The organism is Paracoccaceae bacterium Fryx2, from assembly GCA_032334235.1.
Taxonomy (GTDB): Bacteria; Pseudomonadota; Alphaproteobacteria; order Rhodobacterales; family Rhodobacteraceae; genus JAVSGI01.
Genome location: JAVSGI010000005.1, coordinates 830,616 through 849,184, shown reverse-complemented (window position 1 = coordinate 849,184; position 18,569 = coordinate 830,616). Strand labels below are relative to the sequence as shown.

Genomic DNA, 18,569 nt, shown 5'->3' with positions numbered 1-18,569 from the left:
CGGAATTCGCAAGGGGGCTGCGGCGCGATTGCGGACAGGCGGGGGGCTGTCTGCCCTCCAGCGCGGCCACAGGCCGCGCGTTCTTCGCTGCAAACCTGCCACTGGCAGGTTTGCCGGGCGCTCATCACCTCCCGAGGATATTTTCACAAAGGTGAACGAGGAAGGTCAGAAAGGGTGACTGGCGGGGCGGGGCGCATGTCGTTTTCGGGACGCAGGTGACGGAAACGGCGACCGGGGGCGGGGCGAATGGCGGCATAAGGGCGGGATCAGGCGCCGCGCGGCGCAGTCCGGAGGAGTTTGCGATGAACGAAGTATCGGGGCGCAAGGCGCGGGGCGGCGGCGGGTCGGCGCGGCGGGCGGAGCGGACGGCGGTCAGCTTCGAGAGCGCGCGCTATATCAGCCGCAACATTCCGAACTTCGAGATCCTGAACGAGGAGGCGCTGGCGATCATCGAGTGGAACGCCGACACCGTTCTGGAAGAGATCGGGGTGAACTTCCTGGAAAATCCGGGCGCGCTGGCGCTGTGGCGCGAGGCCGGGGCGGATGTGAAGGGCGAGCGCGTGCATATTCCGCGCGGCCTTGCGCGCAGGCTGTGCGCCACGGCGCCATCTGCCTTCACGCAGCACGCACGCAACCCGGCGCGCAACGTCGAGATCGGCGGGCGCAATCTGGTGCTGGCGCCGGTTTACGGGCCGCCCTTCGTGCGCGATCTGGCGGGCGGGCGGCGCTATGCCACGATGGAGGATTTCCGCAATTTCGTGAAGCTGGGCTACATGTCGAAATGGCTGCACCATTCGGGCGGCACAGTGTGCGAGCCGACCGACATTGCGGTGAACAAGCGCCATCTCGACATGCTGCACGCCCACATGACGCTTTCCGACAAGCCCTACATGGGGTCGGTGACCGAGCCGGTGCGGGCAGGGGATTCGGTGGCGATGTCGAAGATCCTGTTCGGGGATGACTTCGTCGACCGGAACGTGGTGATGACCAGCCTGATCAACATCAACAGCCCGCTGAGCTTCGATTCGACGATGATGGGCGCGCTGGAGGTCTATGCTAAGGCCGGGCAGGCGGCGATCATCAGCCCGTTCATCGTGGGGGGGGCGATGGCGCCGGTCACGGTGGCGGGGACGCTGACGCAGGTGCTGGCCGAGGTTCTGGCGGGGGTGGCCTACAGCCAGCTGGTGCGGCCGGGGGCGCCGGTGATCTTCGGCGCCTTCGTCACCAGCATCGACATGAACTCGGGCGCGCCGACCTTCGGGACGCCAGAGGCAGCGCACATCACCTACGGCGCGGGGCAACTGGCGCGGCGGATGGGGTTGCCCTACCGGTCGGGCGGCAGTTTCTGCGGCTCGAAGCTGCCGGATGCGCAGGCGGCCTACGAGACGGCGAACAGCCTGAACATGGCGCTGCTGGCGGGGGTGAACTTCATGCTGCATGCCTGCGGCTGGCTGGAGGGCGGGCTGGTCAGCTCTTACGAGAAATTCGTGATGGATGCAGACCAGCTGGGCACGCTGCACCATCTGGCGCAGGGCGTGATGATGGATGCCAACGGGCAGGGCATGGACGCGATCCGCGAGGTCGGCCCCGGCGGGCACTATCTGGGCTGCGAGCATACCCAGCAGAACTTCAAGAGCGCGTTCTGGCGGTCGGACCTTTTCGACTACAAGCCGTTCGAGACCTGGGACGAGGAAGGCGCGCGCGACACCCAGACCCTCGCCGCGCTGCGGGTGACCAGGATGCTGGGCGACTATCAGCCGCCCGCGCTGGATGCGGGCGTGGCCGAGGCGCTGGCCGATTATGTCGCGCGCAAGAAGGCCTCGATGCCGGATGCCTTCATCTGACTGTTTCGGGGTGGGAAACCGGGGGGCCGCATCTTGCGGCCCCCTTTTGCCTTACGCCTGAGCGGCGCGCGGCAGCAGGCGCGCCTCGGCCATCAGGGCGATCAGCACCTCGATATGGCGGCCAAGCGAATAGCTGGCATCGCCGGCGCGGCGGGTCGCCTCCAGCCGTTCCTCCTCGCACAGCAGGCGGGGCAGGGCGATTTCGGGGGTGGCGGTGCCGTGGGTGGCGATCAGGCGCTTGAGATCGCGGTCGCGGCGGTAGTCGGTCACCCCATGGCGCGCAGCGCGGATCAGAAGCCGGGGGCGGCGCAGATCGGCGAGAAGCGTGCGGAAATCGGTCATGGCTGTTCTCCTGTTTTCGGTGTTGACAGATTGCATCCGTGCAACTGGGCGTTGCGCATCCCGTCGAAACAGCGTGCGGACCTTTCTCGTTTGTTTAGGAATTAGAAACAATTATCAGAAAATGCGGATTTATTAACGAACAGGTAACCAATGCCACTCAGGGTCGCGAATGTCCAAGGCTGGACCGGATCTCCCGAAAGGGCGGCACAGGAATGACGATGGGATCGAACCTGAGCGCAGATGTCTCGCTGCCCGCATGGCTGCCCGAAGCCGTGCGGCTTTACCTTGACCATACCGAGGACGGCCTGTCGCTGCGTGCACTTGCGCGCCGCGAAGGCTGTGCCGCCTCGACCGTGATGCGCCAGGTGCGCCGCTACGAGAACCGCCGCGACGATCCGCTTGTGGATGAGGCGCTGGCGGTTCTGGGGCGGGTGCAGGGCGCCAAGACACTTGACCCAGCCAGAAAGGACGCCCCCGACATGTCGGCCCCGATCCACCCCCTGACCCGGAACGCCACGCTCGTGATGGATGACGCCAGCGTGACCCTCGAGGCCCGCCGCGTGCTGCGGCGTCTGGCCGAACCCGGCGCCGTGCTGGCGATAGCCGCCGACATGGACAAGGCCGCCGTCCTGCGCGAATACCCCGATGGACGGGTGGCGCAGACCGCGGTGGTGGACCGCGCGGCGGCGCAGGCCTTCGCGCTGAAGGACTGGATCGCCTGTCGCAAGACCGGCCGGGTGGCCACCTATGACATCACCGCCGCGGGCCGCGCGGCGCTGAAGCGGATGGTGGTCGAGGCCGACCGTCAGCACGCCGGTCTTGCCGAGGCCGCGACACCCTTTGCCGACCAGCACCGCGAATGGGGCGAGCGCATGGTGGGCGAACCCGGAACGGGTGCGCGCCGGATGCGGTGCAATGTGGCCGAAAGCCCGGTGGCGGTGCTGGGGCGGCGGCGCGACAAGGACGGCAAGCCGTTTCTGGAGCCCGAACTGGTGGTGGCCGCCGAACGCCTGCGCGAGGATTTCGAACTGGCGCAGATGGGGCCGCGCGTGGCGCAGAACTGGGACCGCTTTCTGACGGGCGCCGACCGCGGCGGCTTTCGGCCCGATGGCGGAGGCGCCGAGGGCCCCCGGTCGGCCCGCGACCGGGTGGCGCTGGCGCTGCGCGACCTCGGCCCCGGGCTGGGCGACATGGTGCTGCGCTGCTGCTGCTTTCTGGAAGGGCTGGAGGTGGCCGAAAAACGCATGGGGTGGTCGGCGCGCTCGGGCAAGATCGTGCTGCGCATCGCGTTGCAGCGGCTGCGTCGGCATTATGACGAGGCTTACGGGCGCTCGGGGCCGTTGATCGGCTAGGCGGACAGGAGGGGGGCCGTCCGCGCCCCCCCGGCGCGGCCACGGGCCGCGCGCGCTGCGCTGAAGACCTGCCACCGGCTGGTTTTCCGGGCGCTCATCACCCCCGAGGATCGAACCAGGATGAAAACAGCAGGAGAGTCTTCCGCCCCGTTGCGGATCATCGCCGCCGTCCGGTTGCCACGGGCCTGCAAACAGCCTATTTCCGGGGTAGCAGCCTGTAAGGGGGATGTTTCCTTGCGCGATCTCAAGCTTCCCGACCAGCGTCACCCGGAAAAGGCGCACCGCCCCGACAACGAGCGGCTGAAGAAGCCGTCGTGGATCCGCGTCAAGGCGCCGAACTCGCAGGGCTTCAAGGACACGCGCGACATCATCCGCGACCAGAAGCTGGTCACGGTCTGCGAAGAGGCCAACTGCCCCAACGTCGGGGAATGCTGGAGTCTCGGCCACGCCACCATGATGATCATGGGCGAGATCTGCACCCGGGGCTGCACCTTCTGCAACGTGGCCACCGGCCGCCCGCAGGCGCTTGACAGCTTCGAACCCGGCCGGGTGGCGCACGCCGTGGCGCAGCTTGGGCTGAAGCATGTCGTCATCACCTCGGTCGACCGCGACGATCTGGACGACGGCGGGGCCGAGCACTTTGCCCAGACCATCCGCGCCATCCGCCACCGCGCCCCCGATGCCACGATCGAGATCCTGACCCCCGATTTCCTGCGCTGCGGCCCCGAGGCACTGGAAACCGTGGTGGCCGCCCGGCCCGACGTTTTCAACCACAACCTTGAAACCGTGCCCGGCCTTTACCCCGAAGTGCGGCCCGGCGCGCGCTATTTCACCTCGCTGCGCCTGTTGCAGCGGGTGAAGGAGCTTGATCCGGCGATGTTCACCAAATCGGGCATCATGGTGGGGCTGGGCGAGGACCGCCAAGCCGTGCTGCAGGTGATGGACGACATGCGCGCGGCCGATGTCGATTTCCTGACCATCGGGCAGTATCTTGCCCCCACGGTGAAGCATCACCGCGTGGCCGAGTTCGTGACGCCCGAGGATTTCGCGGCCTATGAGGCGGCGGCGCGCGGCAAGGGGTTCCTGATGGTGTCGGCCACGCCGCTGACCCGGTCTTCCTACCATGCGGGCGACGACTTTGCGCAGCTGCGCGCGGCGCGGCAGGAAAAGCTGGCGCAGGGCACACCCGCGCCCCGCCGCAGGCCCGCAGACCCGGTCGCCACCGCAGATAACCCGGCCCCGGCACCCGCCGCCGGTTGACGCCGCCCCCCCGCCCGGATACGTCGCCCGCATGGCACGCATACCGCTACTTCAAATGTCCCGCATCTCGCTGACCTTCGGGGGCGAGCCCGTTTTCGACGAGCTTGATCTGGTGGTGCATCCCGGCGACCGGGTGGCGCTGGTCGGGCGCAACGGGTCGGGCAAATCCACCCTGCTCAAGGTCATGGCCGGGCTGGTCGAACCCGACCGGGGCGAGCGTGTGGTGTCGCCGGGCGTCACGGTCGGCTACATGGAGCAGGATCCCGACCTTTCCGCCTGGGAAACGCTGGGCGACTATGCCGCGAGCCAGTTGCCGGAAGGCGAGGAATACCGCGTCGCCATGGTGGCCGAGGGGTTGAAGTTCCGCCCCGAAGCGCCGGTGTCATCGGCCTCGGGCGGCGAAAAGCGGCGCGCGGCGCTGGCCAAGCTGCTGGCCCATGCGCCCGAACTGATGCTGCTCGACGAGCCGACCAACCACCTCGACATCCAGGCGATCGAATGGCTGGAGGACGAGCTGAAATCCACCCGCACCGCCTTTGTGCTGATCAGCCACGACCGCGCCTTCCTGCGCGCGCTGACCCGCGCGACGCTGTGGATCGACCGGGGGCAGGTGCGCCGCCGCGAATCGGGCTTCGAGGGCTTCGAGGAATGGCGCGAAACCGTCTGGGCCGAGGAAGACGAGGCCCGCCACAAGCTTGACCGCAAGATCAAGGCCGAAGGCCGCTGGGCCGTCGAGGGCATCTCGGCCCGGCGCAAGCGCAACCAGGGCCGGGTCCGCGCGCTGGCCGAACTGCGCGCCGAACGCGGTGCCCAGATCCGTCGGCAAGGCACGGCGGCGATGGAGCTTGAGGCCGGGCCGCAGTCGGGCAAGCGGGTGATCGAGGCAAAGGGCCTGATGAAGGCCTTCGGCCCGCTGACCATCTGCCACGATTTCGACCTGCGCGTGCTGCGCGGCGACCGGGTGGCCTTTGTCGGCCCGAACGGCGTCGGCAAGACCACGCTCCTGAAGATGCTGGTGGGCGAGGTTGCCCCCGATGCGGGCAGCGTGATCCTTGGCACCAACCTGCAGATCGCGGTGTTCGACCAGACCCGCGCCCAGCTTGATCTGGACGCCAGCCTTTGGGACAACATGACAACGGACCCCGAGATGCGGGTTTCCGGCCAGCAGGATCAGGTCATGGTGCGGGGCGTGCCGCGGCATGTGGTGGGCTACCTCAAGGACTTCCTGTTCGATGAACGCCAGATGCGCGCCCCGGTGCGCTCTCTTTCCGGGGGCGAAAAGGCGCGGCTGCTGCTGGCGCGGATCATGGCGCGCGAATCCAACCTGCTGATCCTTGACGAGCCGACCAACGATCTGGATGTCGAAACGCTGGATCTGTTGCAGGACATTCTGGGCGACTATGACGGCACGGTGCTGCTGGTCAGCCACGACCGCGATTTCATCGACCGTGTGGCCACTACCACCATCGCGCTGGAAGGCAACGGCCAGGCGATGGCCTACCCCGGCGGCTGGTCCGACTACCGGCGGCAACGTGGCGAGGGTGCGGTGGAAACCCCTTCAAAACCAAACGCTTCGCAGCCGGTCTTGAAGAAAGACGCGAAGCGGAAGGCCGATGGCCTGAGCTTCTCGGAACGGGTCCGGCTGGAAAGCCTGCCCGGCATGATCGCAAAGTTCGAGGCCGAGATCGCCAAGCTGGCCGAGTTGCTGGCAACGCCCGACCTTTTCACCCGCGAGCCCGCGAAGTTCCGCCGCGCGACCGAGATGATGGCCGAACGCCAGGCAAGCCTTGCCGCGGCCGAGGAAGAATGGCTGGCGCTGGCCGACCGCGACTGACGCTCAGGAACACGGGATCGCCGCTGACATCAGGGATCAGGAACACCCGGCCATCGTCCGCGATGCCCGAAAGCGTCACGACACCCGGCGCACGTTCGAGGCTGATGCCGCGTGCCGCCGCGCCCTCCGCCCGGAATGACCTTCACCCGATTCATGCAACCCTCCGCCTGACGGTCCCGGCGTGACGGCAAACGACCTGTGGCGCAAGCCGGTCAGCGCATCCGCAACGCGCCGTCCAGCCGGATCACCTCGCCGTTCAGATAGCCGCACTCGACGATGAACCGCGCGAGGGCGGCATATTCTTCGGGCCGCCCCAGCCTGCGCGGGAAGGTGACATCCGCCGCCAGCCCGTCCTGCACCTCGGCGGCCAGACCTTCCAGCATCGGCGTCAGGAACACCCCCGGCGCAATGGCGCAGACCCGGATGCCCGCACTCGCCAGATCGCGCGCCGCGGGCAGCGTCAGCCCCGCTATCCCGGCCTTGGAGGCGGCATAGGCGGCCTGACCCTTCTGCCCGTCGAACGCCGCGATCGAGGCGGTGTTGATGATCACCCCGCGCTCGCCGTCCTGCGGCGCGTTGCCCGCCATTTCGGCAGAAACAAGCCGCAACACGTTGAAACTGCCGACAAGATTGATGTCGACCGTGCGGCGGAAGCTTTCCAGCCCATGCGGCCCGGCGCGGCCCAGCACCCGCTCGCCGGTGGCGATGCCCGCGCAGTTGACCAGCACGGAAACCGCCCCCATCCCGGCCCTGGCCGCAGCAATCCCCGCCGCGACCGACGCCTCGTCGGTCACGTCGACCGCCGAGAAGCCCGCGCCGATCTCTCTGGCGAACGCGGCCCCGCGCGGGTCGCGGTCGAACAGCCAGACCTGCGCCCCCGCCGCCCGGAACGCCCGCGCCGTTGCCGCCCCGAGGCCCGAGGCCCCGCCGGTGATGATGGCCGAAGTCTGGTCGATACGCATTGATGCTCTCCCTCGAATGGTCTTGCGAAAAGGTGGCCCGCCCGGCTGCCCTGCGCCTACCAGCGCCCGGAGGCACCGCCACCCGATGATTTTCCGCCACCGAAGCCGTCGTCGTCGCCACCCGGCGGGTTCGGGCGGCGCGCGCGCGGGTCATCGCCCTGATCGACGCCTTGCCGGTCATCGCGGTCCGGAACACCCCGCCCCGTGCGCCCCGCGACCGGCAACCGCGCGGCACCCGTGGCCTGCGCGCGACGCTTGCGGACCTGCTGCCACAGCACGCCCGCAGCCACCAGACCGGCGATGCCCCAGGGCACAGGGTTGAACGGCGCGGCGGGCGGTGGCAGGTTGGCCGTGATCGGGCGCACGATCCTGTCGAGCACCGCCCCGGTTCCGGCCTCGATTCCCGCCGCCATTCGGCCGTCACGAAAGGCGGGCAGCATCACGGTGTCGATCACCCGCAGCGCCACGCCATCCCAGACCGGCGGAATGCCGTCGCCCAGTTCGATCCGCACCGCGCGGTCGCCGCCCGCCACCACGATCAGGATGCCGTCGTTGCGCAAGCGGTCACCCACGCCCCAGGCGTTGAACAGATCGCGCGCGAAGGCCTCGACCGAGGCGGCACCATGATCGGCAGCCTGCGCGATGGTCACCAGCGTGACCTGCATTCCGGTGTCGGCGCGGGCGGCTGCCAACGCAGCCTCGATCCGGCTTTCCGTATCAGGATCAATCAGATCCGCGAAGTCGTTGATGTAGGCTGATCGCGGCTCTGGCAGGCCCTGCGCCAGAACGGCCAGCGGCCAGAGCACGAGGAAGATCGCAAGCCGGATCACAGCAACCGCTCCACCACGCGCGCCACCTCCATCACGTCATCCCGCGTGCAGTCGAAACTGCCAACCTGCACCCGGATCACCGGCCGCCCGTCAACCAGCGTCGGCGTCAGGTATACCCGCCCGTCGTCATTGATCGCCGCCAGCAGCGCCTCGGTCGCGCCATCCCCGACGGTCAGGGCAAAGGTGAACAGCGACAGCGACGGCGGCGTGACGATCTCGACCCCCGGCAGCGCCGCCAGAACCCCGCAAAGTTCGCGCGACCATGCGACATGGTTGCGGATGCGGGTGCGCAAGCCGTCAAGCCCGTAGGCGCGCAGCAGGAACCACAGCTTCAGCGCGCGGAAGCGGCGGCCCAGCGGCACCGTCCATTCGTTGAAATTGGTGATCTCGTCGGCGCCCGGCGTCGCAAGGTAGGCCGGGCGCAGGCCCAGCGTGCGGATCTGCGGCGCGGGGTCGGCCAGAAACTGCACCGCGCAATCGAACTGCGCGCCCAGCCACTTGTGCGGGTTGAACACGATGCTGTCGGCGCCCTCGATCCCCTGCCAGAGGTCGCGGAACTCGGGGCAGATCATCGCAGATCCGGCCCAGGCGGCATCGACATGCACCGGCAGGCCCGCGGCCCTGGCCACCGCGATGCAATCCCCGATCCGGTCGAAGGCCCCGATCGAGGTGCCCCCGGAGCAGAGCACCACCCCCACCGGCAGGAACCCCGCCGCGCGGTCGGCGGCAATCGCCCCGGCCAGCGCGCCGGGTTTCATGGCGTGCTGCGTGTCGGTGGCGATCTTGACCACGTTGTCCTGCCCGATGCCCGCCACCCGCACCGCCTTGTCGACCGAGGAATGGGTTTCGGCGCTGGCGTAAAGCCGCAGGCGCGGCTGGCCCGAAAGCCCGGCCTGCACACCCTGGAAGCCCAATGCCTGCTCGCGCATCGTCAGCACCGCCGACAGTGTCGCGGTGGTGGCGCTGTCGTGGATGGTGCCGCGAAAGCCCTCGGGCAGGCCCAGCGCCTGACGCAGCCATTGCACCATGACCTCTTCGATCTCGGTCGCGGCGGGCGAAGTCTGCCACAGCATCCCCTGCGCCGCGATGGCGTTGACAAGCTGTTCGGCCAGCATCGAGGCCGGGGCGGCGTTGGCGGGGAAATAGGCGAAGAAGCGCGGATGCTGCCAATGTGTCATCCCGGGCGGCACGATGGCTTCGAAATCGGCAAAGATCGCCTCCATCGGCTCGGCCGCCTCGGGCGGGGCGGCGGGCAGTCTGGCCGCCACGGCACCGGCCACCAGCGGCGCGCGCACCGGGCGGTCGCGCAGGCCCGCATGATAGTCATGCGCCCAGTCGGCGGCGCGTTTCGACCAGAGGCGCAGATCGTCATGGTTCATGGCAGGACTCCTTGCCCCGGATCATGCGCAGCGGCGCGGCAGGGGCAAGGGCCAAACGCCGGGCGGCGTGAGAGGAAAATTTTTCAGGAAAAATTTTGGCTCCCGGCCACACCGCCTATCCCAGCATCGACTGCACCTTGCGCGGCAGGCCGGCGCGGATCAGCCGGTAGGAGCCTTCGATCCGTTCGATGATTTCGGACTCGGGCACCAGGCCCCAGGGCACCCGGATCCAGCTTGCGTGGAAATAGGGCGCGCGCAGGGCACGGCCGACCTCGATCATAAGGCGCGCGGTCTCGACATCGGGGCATTTTACCGAAACGCCGTCGTCGGACACGCCGACCACGGCGACCATCTTGCCGCCGACCTTCCAGGCGTCATGCCCGCCGCCCCATGGGTCCGACACCTCGGCCCCCGGCAGGGTCATGCAATGCAGGTTCACCAGGGCGCGGCTCATCGTCTCAGGATGCCAGCGGTGCAGCGGTCGCACAAGAGGCTTGGCGGCCCCGGCATGACGCGCTAGAAGGGCGCATGGACAGAACGGGCACCCTTCGCATCTGCTGCATTTGCCGCTGACGCACGTCAGGCGGGCCGTTCCTTTCGTTTTCAGCGCAAGACGAAGTTGGCAAACCCGCCCGGCGCGTGTCGTGCGCGGCACGGGATGAGGGATGCGCGTCGGCGCAGGAGACAGGACCATGACAACGATCAGGCTGCACAACACGGCGACCCGGGCGAAAGAGGATTTCGTGCCGATCGACCCCTGCAATGTGCGGATGTATGTCTGCGGCCCGACGGTCTATGACCGCGCCCATCTGGGCAATGGCCGCCCGGTGGTGGTGTTCGACGTGCTGTTCCGGCTGCTGCGGCAGGTCTTTGGCGAAAGCCGGGTCACCTATGTGCGCAATTTCACCGATGTCGACGACAAGATCAATGCGGCCGCCCTGGCGCGGCGCGAGGCCGGTGATCCGCGCCCTCTGGAAGACCTGATCGCGGAGCGGACCGACGAGACCATCGCCTGGTATCACGCCGACATGGATGCGCTGGGGGCGCTGCGCCCGACGCTGGAGCCGCGCGCCACCGCCTTCATCGCGCCGATGGTGGCGATGATCGGGGAACTGATCGCACGCGGCCATGCCTACGAGGCCGAGGGGCATGTGCTGTTCGACGTGCGGTCCTACCCCGCCTATGGCGCGCTGTCGGGCCGGTCGGTCGATGACATGATCGCAGGCGCGCGGGTCGAGGTGGCGCCCTTCAAGCGCGACCCGATGGATTTCGTGCTATGGAAGCCGTCGGACGGCGACCTGCCGGGGTGGGAAAGCCCCTGGGGCCGGGGGCGGCCGGGCTGGCACATCGAATGCTCGGCGATGAGCTTCGAGTTGCTGGGGGCGGCCTTCGACATCCACGGCGGCGGCATCGACCTGCAATTCCCGCACCACGAGAACGAGATCGCCCAAAGCTGCTGCGCCCACCCCGGCGCCGGCTTCGCCCGCTTCTGGCTGCACAACGAGATGTTGCAGGTCGAGGGTCGGAAGATGTCCAAGTCGCTGGGCAATTTCTTCACGGTGCGCGACCTGCTGGATCAGGGCATTCCGGGCGAGGTGATCCGCATGGTCTATCTTGGCACGCATTATTCGAAGCCGATGGACTGGACGGCGGAGAAGGCGGCGCAGGCGGAGGCGAACTTGCGGAAGTGGCGCGGTCTCGTCGCGGGCATCGAGCCCGCGCCAAGCCCCGCTGTCGCGGTCCTGGAGGCCCTGGCGGATGATCTGAACACCGCGGGCGCGATTGCGGGCCTGCATGGGCTGGCAGCGGCGGGGGATGGCGCGGGGCTGAAAGCCTCGGCCGCGCTGCTGGGCCTGCTGGAGGACGGAATGGGCGACTGGATGGAGGGTGATGTGGTGGATGACAGGCTGGCGGAACGGGTGCGGGGGCTGATGGCCGAACGGGCCGAGGCGCGCCTGCGCAAGGACTGGGCGCGGGCGGATGCGATCCGCAAGGGGCTGGATGCGGCCGGGGTCGTGGTGCAGGACAGGCCCGACGGCAGCTACATCTTCGACTTCGCGCCGGAGTTCGACGCGGCGAAGCTGGATGCGCTGGAATGAGGGCAGTCCTGGCATCTGACGCCGGGGGCTGTCTGCCCCCAGCGCGGCCACGGGCCGCGCGTGCTTCGCTGAAAACCTGCCACGGGCAGGTTTTCCGGGCGCTCGTCACCCCCCGAGGGTATTGCGGCCAAGAAGAAACCCGGGGGCCGGGCGATGCGTGAGCGGCTGTATCTCTACGACACCACGTTGCGCGACGGGCAGCAGACGCAGGGGGTGCAGTTCTCGACGGCCGAGAAGCGGCAGATCGCGCTGGCGCTCGACGGGCTGGGGGTGGATTACATCGAGGGCGGCTGGCCGGGGGCCAACCCGACGGACAGCGAGTTCTTTGGCGAGGCGCCGCAGACCCGCGCCACGATGACCGCCTTCGGCATGACGCGCCGGGTGGGCCGGTCGGCGCAGAATGACGACGTGCTGGCGGCGGTGCTGGATGCGGGCACGCCTGCGGTCTGTCTGGTGGGCAAGTGCCACGGCTTTCATGTCACCACCGCGCTGGGGGTGACGCTGGAGGAGAACCTCGAGGCGGTGCGGTCTTCGGTGGCGCATCTGCGTGCCTCTGGCCGCGAGGCGCTGTTCGACGCCGAACACTTCTTCGACGGCTATCGCGCCGACCCGGCCTATGCCCTGACGGTGCTGCGTGCGGTGCTGGACGAGGGCGCGCGCTGGCTGGTGCTGTGCGACACCAACGGCGGCACGCTGCCTGCCGAGATCGGGCGGATCGTGGGCGAGGTCATTGCGGCGGGCATTCCCGGCGACTGCCTGGGGATTCACTGTCATGACGATGCGGGCACCGCCGTGGCTGGGTCGCTGGCGGCGGTGGATGCCGGGGTGCGGCAGGTGCAGGGCACGCTGAACGGGCTCGGCGAGCGTTGCGGCAATGCCAACCTGACGACGCTGATCCCGACGCTGCTGCTGAAGGCGCCCTATGCCGAACGGTTCGTGACCGGGGTCACGCCCGAGGCTCTGGCGGGGATGGTGCGGCTGAGCCGGATGCTCGACGACATCCTGAACCGGGTGCCGCGGCGGGCGGCGGCCTATGTCGGGGCCTCGGCCTTTGCGCACAAGGCGGGGCTTCATGCCAGCGCCATCCTGAAGGACCCCGCGACCTACGAGCATATCGACCCTGCGCTGGTCGGCAATGCGCGGGTGATCCCGATGTCGAACCAGGCCGGGCAGTCGAACCTGCGCGCACGGCTGGAGGCGGCGGGGATCGCGGTCGCGCCGAAAGACCCGCGGCTTGGGCGGATTCTCGACGAGGTGAAGGCCCGCGAGGATCAGGGCTATGCCTATGACGGGGCGCAGGCCAGTTTCGAGCTGGTGGCGCGGCGGGTGCTGGGGCTTTTGCCCTCGTTCTTCGAGGTGCTGCGCTACCGCGTCACCGTCGACCGGCGCAAGACCGCCACGGGCGTCGTCAGCCTGTCGGAGGCGGTGGTGGTGGTGAAGATCGGCGCGCGGCAGATGCTGTCGGTTTCGGAATCGCTCGATGCTGCGGGGTGCGACCGCGGGCCGGTCAACGCGCTGTCCAAGGCGCTGGCCAAGGATCTGGGGCCGTGGCAGGGGATCATCGACGACATGCGGCTGGTCGATTTCAAGGTGCGCATCACCCAGGGCGGCACCGAGGCGGTGACGCGGGTCATCATCGACAGCGAGGATGGTCAGGGGCGGCGCTGGACCACGGTCGGGGTCTCGGCCAACATCATCGATGCCAGTTTCGAGGCGCTGGTCGATGCCATCACCTGGAAGCTGATCCGCGACGTGCCGGCCGGGGCAGGGGCCGCGGCGTGAGCCTGGCGGCTTGTGCCGATTTGGTGGCGCGCGGCGACCCGGACCGCTTTGCCGCAACCATTGCCGCCCCGGTCGCGGCGCGGTCGCGGCTGCTGCCGCTTTATGCGTTCAATCTGGAACTGGCGCGGGCGGCCTGGGGCTCGACCGAGCCGATGATCGCCGAGATGCGGCTGCAATGGTGGCGCGACGCGCTGGAGGATGCGGCGCGGGGCGTGGTGCGCGGGCATCAGGTGATGGGGCCGCTGGCGGCGCTGATGGCCGATGCGGGCCTGCCCGGTGACGTGCTGGACCGGATGTGCACCGCCCGCCTGTGGGACATCGGGCGCGAGGCCCATGCCGATGCGGCGGCGCTGGATGCCTATCTCGACGATACCGCGGGCGGGTTGATGTGGCTGGCGGGGCGGGCGCTGGGGGCGCCGGGCGCGGCCGAGGTTGGCTTGCGCGAGGCGGGTCGGGCGGCGGGGCTGGCCGCCTATCTGCGCGCCGTGCCGGAACTGGAGGCGCGGGGCCGGGTGCCGCTGCTCGACGGGCGGCGCCAGGCGGTGGCGGCGCTGGCGGCCGAAGGGCTGGCGCGGCTGGCGCGGGCGCAGGCCGCCCTGCGCCCGGTGCTGCCGCGCGGCGCACGCCCGGCGCTCTGGGCCGGATGGCAGACGCGGGGCCTGTTGCGGCTGGCGGTGCGCGAGCCGGGGCGGGTGGCGAGTGGCACGCTGCACTTGCCCGAACTGGTGCGGCGTGGCGGGCTGGCGTGGCGGGCCCTCGCCGGGGGCTGGTGACCTACGCCGCGCTTTCCTGCGCCAGACGTTCGAAGATAGCGATGACTTCCGCCTCGGTGGCGCGGTCCACCGCACCGTCGTTCACCGCCGCGTGATCCCAGATCCACGACCGTGCCGGGTCGTCCCTCATCGCCCAGTTGGCGAACATCCGGCCGTCGTCGGGGATCATCCGGCGGGTCAGGGGGCGGACCTCGAGATGCCGGTCGTCCTGCTCGATGCGCTGGTAGGCGGCCTCGACCGCCGCCTCGGGGCCTTCGAGCAGTTGCAGGAACAGGTCGTCGCGGCAGATCAGCGCTCCGGTGATGCCGTCGCGCTGGTTGCAGCGCCGGGCGTCGAGCAGGATGGCCGCCAGCGTGGGGGCATTGAAGCCGAACGGGCGCGAGGCATAGGTCAACTGCAGCAGCGGCATGGCAGGGGTTCCTTGATCGGGGGCAGCGCGGTCAGGCGATGCCGGGAAGTTTTGCCGCAACCCTGCCATGCCGGACCAAGACACGCCAGCCCCGCCTGCCATGTCAGCCCCGGGTTTCCTTCGGCTGCATCGCCAGCCAGATCAGCGCGCCCCCGGCCAGCACGAGGAAGGGCAGCATGGCCAGATTGACCGCCGCCCACCCCGCCTGCACCGACCCGCCGGAACAGTTCATCAGCCCGCCGGAACTGAAGGACGCGAGGGTGACGCCGCCGAACACCAGCAGGTCGTTCAGCCCCTGCATCCGGCCGCGCTCCTGCGTGGTGTGGGCGGCGGTCAGCATCGTCGTGGCGCCGATGAAGCCGAAGTTCCAGCCGATGCCCAAGAGGATCAGTGCGGCGAAGAAGGTCTCGATCTCGACCCCGGTCAGCGCCACCGCCCCGGCACCCGCGAGGATCACCAGCCCCAGCGCCACCACCCTTTCCGCCCCGAAGCGCGCGATGACGTGGCCGGTGAAGAACGAGGGCGCATACATCGCCAGCACATGCGCCGTGACCACATCGGCCGCGTCGCCGGTATCGAAACCGCAGCCGACCACCGCAAGCGGCGACGAGGTCATCACCAGGTTCATCAGCGCGTAGGAGACGGTGCCGCAGATCACCGCCACCGCGATGCGCGGGGTGCGGATCAGCTCCCACCGGGTGCGGCCACGGGCGACGCCGGGTTGCGGCGGGCGGGGCCTGGGAATGTCGAGTGCGGCAAACAGGAAGACGCCGATCAGGTTCAGCCCGATCACCGCAAGATAGGTGCCCAGAAACGGCACCACCATCGCCCCTGCCGTGACCTTGACCAGCTGCGGCCCGACCACCGCCGACAGCAGCCCCCCCGCCATCACCCAGCTGATCGCCTTGGGGCGGAACGAGTCCGACGCGGTGTCGGCGGCGGCAAAGCGGTAGAACCCCTGCGCCGACATGTAGACCCCCGACAGCAGCCCCCCCAGCAGGAACAGCCCGAACGACGAGGTCACCAGCCCCCAGGCGCCGATCGCCGCGCCCAGCGCCCCGCAAAGGGCCCCCGCGACAAAGCCCGTGCGGCGGCCATACCGCTGCATCAGCGCCGACAGCGGCGTGGCGGCCAGCATCGAGCCGATCACCATCATCGAGATCGGCAGGGTCGCCCAGCAGGCATTGGCCGCCAGCGACTGCCCCGCCAGACCCGCGATGGTGAAGATCATCGGCATCTGCGCGCCAAGCAGGGCCTGGGCTGCGACCAGCACGAACACCGTGCGCCGGGCACGGGTGTCGTCGATCAGGTGCGTGGAGGAGGGGGGGGCTTCGGTCATGCCACCATCGGTAGTGAAGGACCGCGCTGCCGCCAAGGGGGAAAGCGCATGATCTTCGCCGCCGGGGCAGCGATGCGGGCGGGTGCCTCCGGCGGGGATATTTGGGCAAAGATGAAACGGGAAGGGTGGACAAGGGGGCAGGCGGGGGTATCGTCGCGCACAGAAGTGGAGGGCGTGCCCTGGTCGGACGGATCATCAGCGGTGGCGGCTGCGTGGCGGAAGGGGCGGCCTGGCTGGCCCTTCGCGAGCCGCAGTTCGCACGGGCGCTGGCGCTGACCGGGCCGTTGCCGCTGCGGCGGCGCGCGGACGGGTTTGCCGCGCTGCTGGATGCGATCGTCGGGCAGCAGGTTTCGGTCGCGGCGGCGGCGGCGATCTGGCGGCGGCTGGAGGCGGCGGGGCTGACCGAGGCCGCGGCGGTGGCGGCGGCGGGCGACGAGGCCCTGCGCGCCTGCGGGCTGTCGCGCCAGAAGATCCGCTATGCGCAGGCGCTGGCCGGGGCCGGCGTGGACTATGCCGCCCTGCGGGTGATGCCGGATGCGGCGGTGGTGGCGCATCTGGTGGCGCTGCCCGGCATCGGGCGCTGGACGGCCGAGATCTATGCCATGTTCTCGCTGGGCCGCGCCGATGTCTTTGCCCCCGGCGATCTGGCCCTGCAGGAGGCGGCGCGGGTGTTGTTCGCGTTGGAAGCCCGCCCGTCGGAGCGTGTGCTGCGCGAGATGGCCGAGGCGTGGTCGCCGTGGCGGGCGGTTGCGGCGCGGCTGCTCTGGGCCTATTACCGGGTGGCAAGACAGCGCGAGGGCATCAGGTGACGCGGGAACTGGAATACGGGCGGCGGGCGGCGGCATCGGGCAGGACGCGCTCGCTGGTGGTGTTCGTGCATGGCTATGGCGCGGACGGGGCCGACCTGCTGGGGCTGGCCGACCCGCTGGCGCGGCACCTGCCCGACACGCTGTTCCTGTCGCCCGACGCGCCGGAACGCTGTGCCGGGGGCGGCTTCGGGCGGCAGTGGTTTCCGATTCCGTGGATCGACGGGTCGTCCGAGGCGGCGGCGGCGGCGGGGCTGGCCGCGGCGGCCGGCGATCTGGATGCCTTTCTGGATGCGCGGCTGGCCGAGGCGGGTCTGGCCGACGACCGGCTGGCGCTGGTCGGGTTTTCGCAAGGCTCGATGATCAGCCTGCATGTGGCACCCCGCCGGGCCAGGGCGATGGCGGGGGTGGTGGCATTCTCGGGCCGGTTGCTGGCGCCCGACCGGCTGGCCCCCGAAGCGCGGGTGAAGCCGCCGGTGCTGCTGATCCACGGCGACGCCGATCCGGTGGTGCCCTTTGCCGACATGGGGCTGGCCGGTGACGCGCTGGTTGCGGCGGGGTTCGAGACCTTCGGCCACGTGATGGAAGGCACCGGGCACGGCATCGCTCCCGACGGGCTGTCGGTGGCGCTGGCCTTCCTGCGCGAAAGACTGGCGCACTGACGCAGGCAAGCGACGGAACGCCCGCGATCCGTCATGTCTTTGTGATCTGACCGCGTTAGCCCTTGCCGCAGGGTAGAACGCGAGATTGCGGGGCTTGTCAGGCGCAAAACGCCAGATATAGTCGATTTGCCGGGGCGGGTCTCCCCGTCCCCGGTGCCAGTGGGCGGCGGGGCGGGGAAGGAGCAATCTGAATGATGGATGGCGAATTCAGGACAACCTTCGTGCGGGAACCCGCAGCCCTGAAGCAGTATCCGGCACTGGTGCTGAATGCCGACTACCGCCCGCTGTCCTATTACCCGCTGTCGCTCTGGCCGTGGCAGGAGGCGATCAAGGCGGTGTTCCTGCACCGTGTCACCATCGTGGCGGAATACGATCAGGTGGTGCGCAGCCAGCGGTCCGAGATTCGCATCCCGTCGGTCGTGGTGCTGAAGGATTTCGTGCAGCCGCAGAAGCGGGTGGCCTTCACCCGGTTCAACCTGTTCCTGCGCGACGAGTTCTGCTGCCAGTATTGCGGTGCCAAGGGCGATCTGACCTTCGACCACGTGGTGCCGCGGGTGCGGGGCGGCATCACCGCGTGGGACAACGTGGTGGCGGCCTGTTCGCCGTGCAACCTGCGCAAGGGGTCGAAAAGCCTGCGCCAGGCCGGAATGCGCCTGAAGCGCCCGCCGCGCCAGCCCTCGCCCGAGGAGATGCAGATGCACGGCCGCCGCTTCCCGCCGAACCACCTGCACGAAAGCTGGCTGGACTATCTGTATTGGGACGCCGAACTGGAGGCCTGAGCCGCAACCGCAGCGGTGGTTGTAGAGGTGACCATAATAGGCGCCAAAACGGCGGTTCTGATGTCAGAAATGATGCATCGGATTAACAGCGCCTTATTTGTAAGGGGTCGGAAGGTG

At 69.2% G+C, this 18,569-nt stretch carries 16 protein-coding genes and 1 pseudogene; 10 read left to right on the top strand and 7 right to left on the bottom strand.

The window, feature by feature from the left end; all coding sequences use genetic code 11:
* The first annotated feature begins 302 nt into the window (after positions 1 to 302).
* Positions 303 to 1,844 (top strand): trimethylamine methyltransferase family protein, encoded by a 1,542-nt coding sequence (locus RNZ50_13315; GenBank protein MDT8855972.1) that lies wholly within the window; start codon positions 303 to 305, stop codon positions 1,842 to 1,844.
* 51 nt (positions 1,845 to 1,895) lie between these two features.
* Here RNZ50_13315 and RNZ50_13310 read toward each other — a convergent pair whose 3' ends face one another.
* On the bottom strand, positions 1,896 to 2,186 hold the full coding sequence (locus RNZ50_13310; protein MDT8855971.1) for a DUF6477 family protein: 291 nt from the start codon (positions 2,184 to 2,186) through the stop codon (positions 1,896 to 1,898).
* Positions 2,187 to 2,404: 218 nt separating this feature from the next.
* Between RNZ50_13310 and RNZ50_13305 the strand changes: the two genes are divergently transcribed.
* From RNZ50_13305 to RNZ50_13295, 3 genes and pseudogenes are all read left to right on the top strand, one after another.
* Entirely contained in the window at positions 2,405 to 3,538 is a 1,134-nt protein-coding gene (locus RNZ50_13305) for a DUF6456 domain-containing protein (protein MDT8855970.1), read from the top strand.
* Between the two features lie 234 nt (positions 3,539 to 3,772).
* A pseudogene (gene lipA / locus RNZ50_13300) lies at positions 3,773 to 4,711 on the top strand (lipoyl synthase).
* A 118-nt stretch (positions 4,712 to 4,829) separates the two neighbouring features.
* Positions 4,830 to 6,632: an ATP-binding cassette domain-containing protein gene (locus RNZ50_13295; GenBank protein ID MDT8855969.1), complete on the top strand. Its 1,803-nt coding sequence runs from the start codon at positions 4,830 to 4,832 to the stop codon at positions 6,630 to 6,632.
* 212 nt (positions 6,633 to 6,844) lie between these two features.
* Here RNZ50_13295 and RNZ50_13290 read toward each other — a convergent pair whose 3' ends face one another.
* The 4 genes from RNZ50_13290 to RNZ50_13275 all read right to left on the bottom strand — a co-directional run bounded on the left by RNZ50_13290 (position 6,845) and on the right by RNZ50_13275 (position 10,257).
* Positions 6,845 to 7,594: an SDR family NAD(P)-dependent oxidoreductase gene (locus RNZ50_13290; protein ID MDT8855968.1), complete on the bottom strand. Its 750-nt coding sequence runs from the start codon at positions 7,592 to 7,594 to the stop codon at positions 6,845 to 6,847.
* Between the two features lie 56 nt (positions 7,595 to 7,650).
* Positions 7,651 to 8,424 (bottom strand): TPM domain-containing protein, encoded by a 774-nt coding sequence (locus RNZ50_13285; GenBank protein ID MDT8855967.1) that lies wholly within the window; start codon positions 8,422 to 8,424, stop codon positions 7,651 to 7,653.
* Positions 8,421 to 9,803: a pyridoxal-dependent decarboxylase gene (locus RNZ50_13280; GenBank protein ID MDT8855966.1), complete on the bottom strand. Its 1,383-nt coding sequence runs from the start codon at positions 9,801 to 9,803 to the stop codon at positions 8,421 to 8,423. Before RNZ50_13280 ends, RNZ50_13285 begins: the two co-directional genes overlap by 4 nt.
* A 115-nt stretch (positions 9,804 to 9,918) precedes the next feature.
* The gene (locus tag RNZ50_13275; GenBank protein ID MDT8855965.1) at positions 9,919 to 10,257 is read right to left on the bottom strand and encodes an MmcQ/YjbR family DNA-binding protein; all 339 of its coding nucleotides are present in this window, start codon (positions 10,255 to 10,257) and stop codon (positions 9,919 to 9,921) included.
* A 238-nt stretch (positions 10,258 to 10,495) separates the two neighbouring features.
* On the opposite strand from RNZ50_13275, the gene cysS reads away from it, so the two are divergent.
* From cysS to RNZ50_13260, 3 genes are all read left to right on the top strand, one after another.
* Positions 10,496 to 11,902: a cysteine--tRNA ligase gene (gene cysS / locus RNZ50_13270; GenBank protein ID MDT8855964.1), complete on the top strand. Its 1,407-nt coding sequence runs from the start codon at positions 10,496 to 10,498 to the stop codon at positions 11,900 to 11,902.
* Positions 11,903 to 12,055: 153 nt separating this feature from the next.
* Positions 12,056 to 13,684, top strand: a complete 1,629-nt coding sequence (cimA, locus tag RNZ50_13265) for a citramalate synthase (GenBank protein MDT8855963.1) — start codon at positions 12,056 to 12,058, stop codon at positions 13,682 to 13,684.
* Positions 13,681 to 14,457, top strand: a complete 777-nt coding sequence (locus tag RNZ50_13260) for a squalene/phytoene synthase family protein (protein MDT8855962.1) — start codon at positions 13,681 to 13,683, stop codon at positions 14,455 to 14,457. The genes cimA and RNZ50_13260 overlap by 4 nt, the downstream gene beginning before the upstream one ends.
* A gap of 1 nt (position 14,458) precedes the next feature.
* Here the strand turns inward: RNZ50_13260 and RNZ50_13255 are convergent, their stop codons facing one another.
* Both RNZ50_13255 and RNZ50_13250 read right to left on the bottom strand, forming a co-directional pair.
* Complete coding sequence (locus RNZ50_13255) at positions 14,459 to 14,866, bottom strand: BLUF domain-containing protein (protein ID MDT8855961.1); 408 nt, start codon at positions 14,864 to 14,866, stop codon at positions 14,459 to 14,461.
* 103 nt (positions 14,867 to 14,969) lie between these two features.
* Complete coding sequence (locus RNZ50_13250; GenBank protein ID MDT8855960.1) at positions 14,970 to 16,205, bottom strand: MFS transporter; 1,236 nt, start codon at positions 16,203 to 16,205, stop codon at positions 14,970 to 14,972.
* Positions 16,206 to 16,384: 179 nt separating this feature from the next.
* On the opposite strand from RNZ50_13250, the gene RNZ50_13245 reads away from it, so the two are divergent.
* The 3 genes from RNZ50_13245 (at position 16,385) to RNZ50_13235 (ending at position 18,452) form a co-directional block, all read left to right on the top strand.
* Complete coding sequence (locus RNZ50_13245) at positions 16,385 to 17,014, top strand: DNA-3-methyladenine glycosylase 2 family protein (protein ID MDT8855959.1); 630 nt, start codon at positions 16,385 to 16,387, stop codon at positions 17,012 to 17,014.
* Entirely contained in the window at positions 17,011 to 17,673 is a 663-nt protein-coding gene (locus tag RNZ50_13240; GenBank protein MDT8855958.1) for a dienelactone hydrolase family protein, read from the top strand. The genes RNZ50_13245 and RNZ50_13240 overlap by 4 nt, the downstream gene beginning before the upstream one ends.
* Before the next feature lie 194 nt (positions 17,674 to 17,867).
* Positions 17,868 to 18,452 (top strand): HNH endonuclease, encoded by a 585-nt coding sequence (locus tag RNZ50_13235; protein ID MDT8855957.1) that lies wholly within the window; start codon positions 17,868 to 17,870, stop codon positions 18,450 to 18,452.
* The last annotated feature ends 117 nt before the right edge of the window (positions 18,453 to 18,569 follow it).

Excerpts from the sequence above, each read along its gene's own strand:
- RNZ50_13315 (MDT8855972.1), top strand. The coding sequence starts at position 303 with ATGAACGAAGTATCGGGGCGCAAGGCGCGGGGCGGCGGCGGGTCGGCG.
- RNZ50_13310 (MDT8855971.1), bottom strand. The coding sequence starts at position 2,186 with ATGACCGATTTCCGCACGCTTCTCGCCGATCTGCGCCGCCCCCGGCTT.
- RNZ50_13305 (MDT8855970.1), top strand. The coding sequence starts at position 2,405 with ATGGGATCGAACCTGAGCGCAGATGTCTCGCTGCCCGCATGGCTGCCC.
- RNZ50_13295 (MDT8855969.1), top strand. The coding sequence starts at position 4,830 with ATGGCACGCATACCGCTACTTCAAATGTCCCGCATCTCGCTGACCTTC.
- RNZ50_13290 (MDT8855968.1), bottom strand. The coding sequence starts at position 7,594 with ATGCGTATCGACCAGACTTCGGCCATCATCACCGGCGGGGCCTCGGGC.
- RNZ50_13280 (MDT8855966.1), bottom strand. The coding sequence starts at position 9,803 with ATGAACCATGACGATCTGCGCCTCTGGTCGAAACGCGCCGCCGACTGG.
- RNZ50_13275 (MDT8855965.1), bottom strand. The coding sequence starts at position 10,257 with ATGAGCCGCGCCCTGGTGAACCTGCATTGCATGACCCTGCCGGGGGCC.
- cysS (MDT8855964.1), top strand. The coding sequence starts at position 10,496 with ATGACAACGATCAGGCTGCACAACACGGCGACCCGGGCGAAAGAGGAT.
- cimA (MDT8855963.1), top strand. The coding sequence starts at position 12,056 with ATGCGTGAGCGGCTGTATCTCTACGACACCACGTTGCGCGACGGGCAG.
- RNZ50_13255 (MDT8855961.1), bottom strand. The coding sequence starts at position 14,866 with ATGCCGCTGCTGCAGTTGACCTATGCCTCGCGCCCGTTCGGCTTCAAT.
- RNZ50_13250 (MDT8855960.1), bottom strand. The coding sequence starts at position 16,205 with ATGACCGAAGCCCCCCCCTCCTCCACGCACCTGATCGACGACACCCGT.
- RNZ50_13235 (MDT8855957.1), top strand. The coding sequence starts at position 17,868 with ATGGATGGCGAATTCAGGACAACCTTCGTGCGGGAACCCGCAGCCCTG.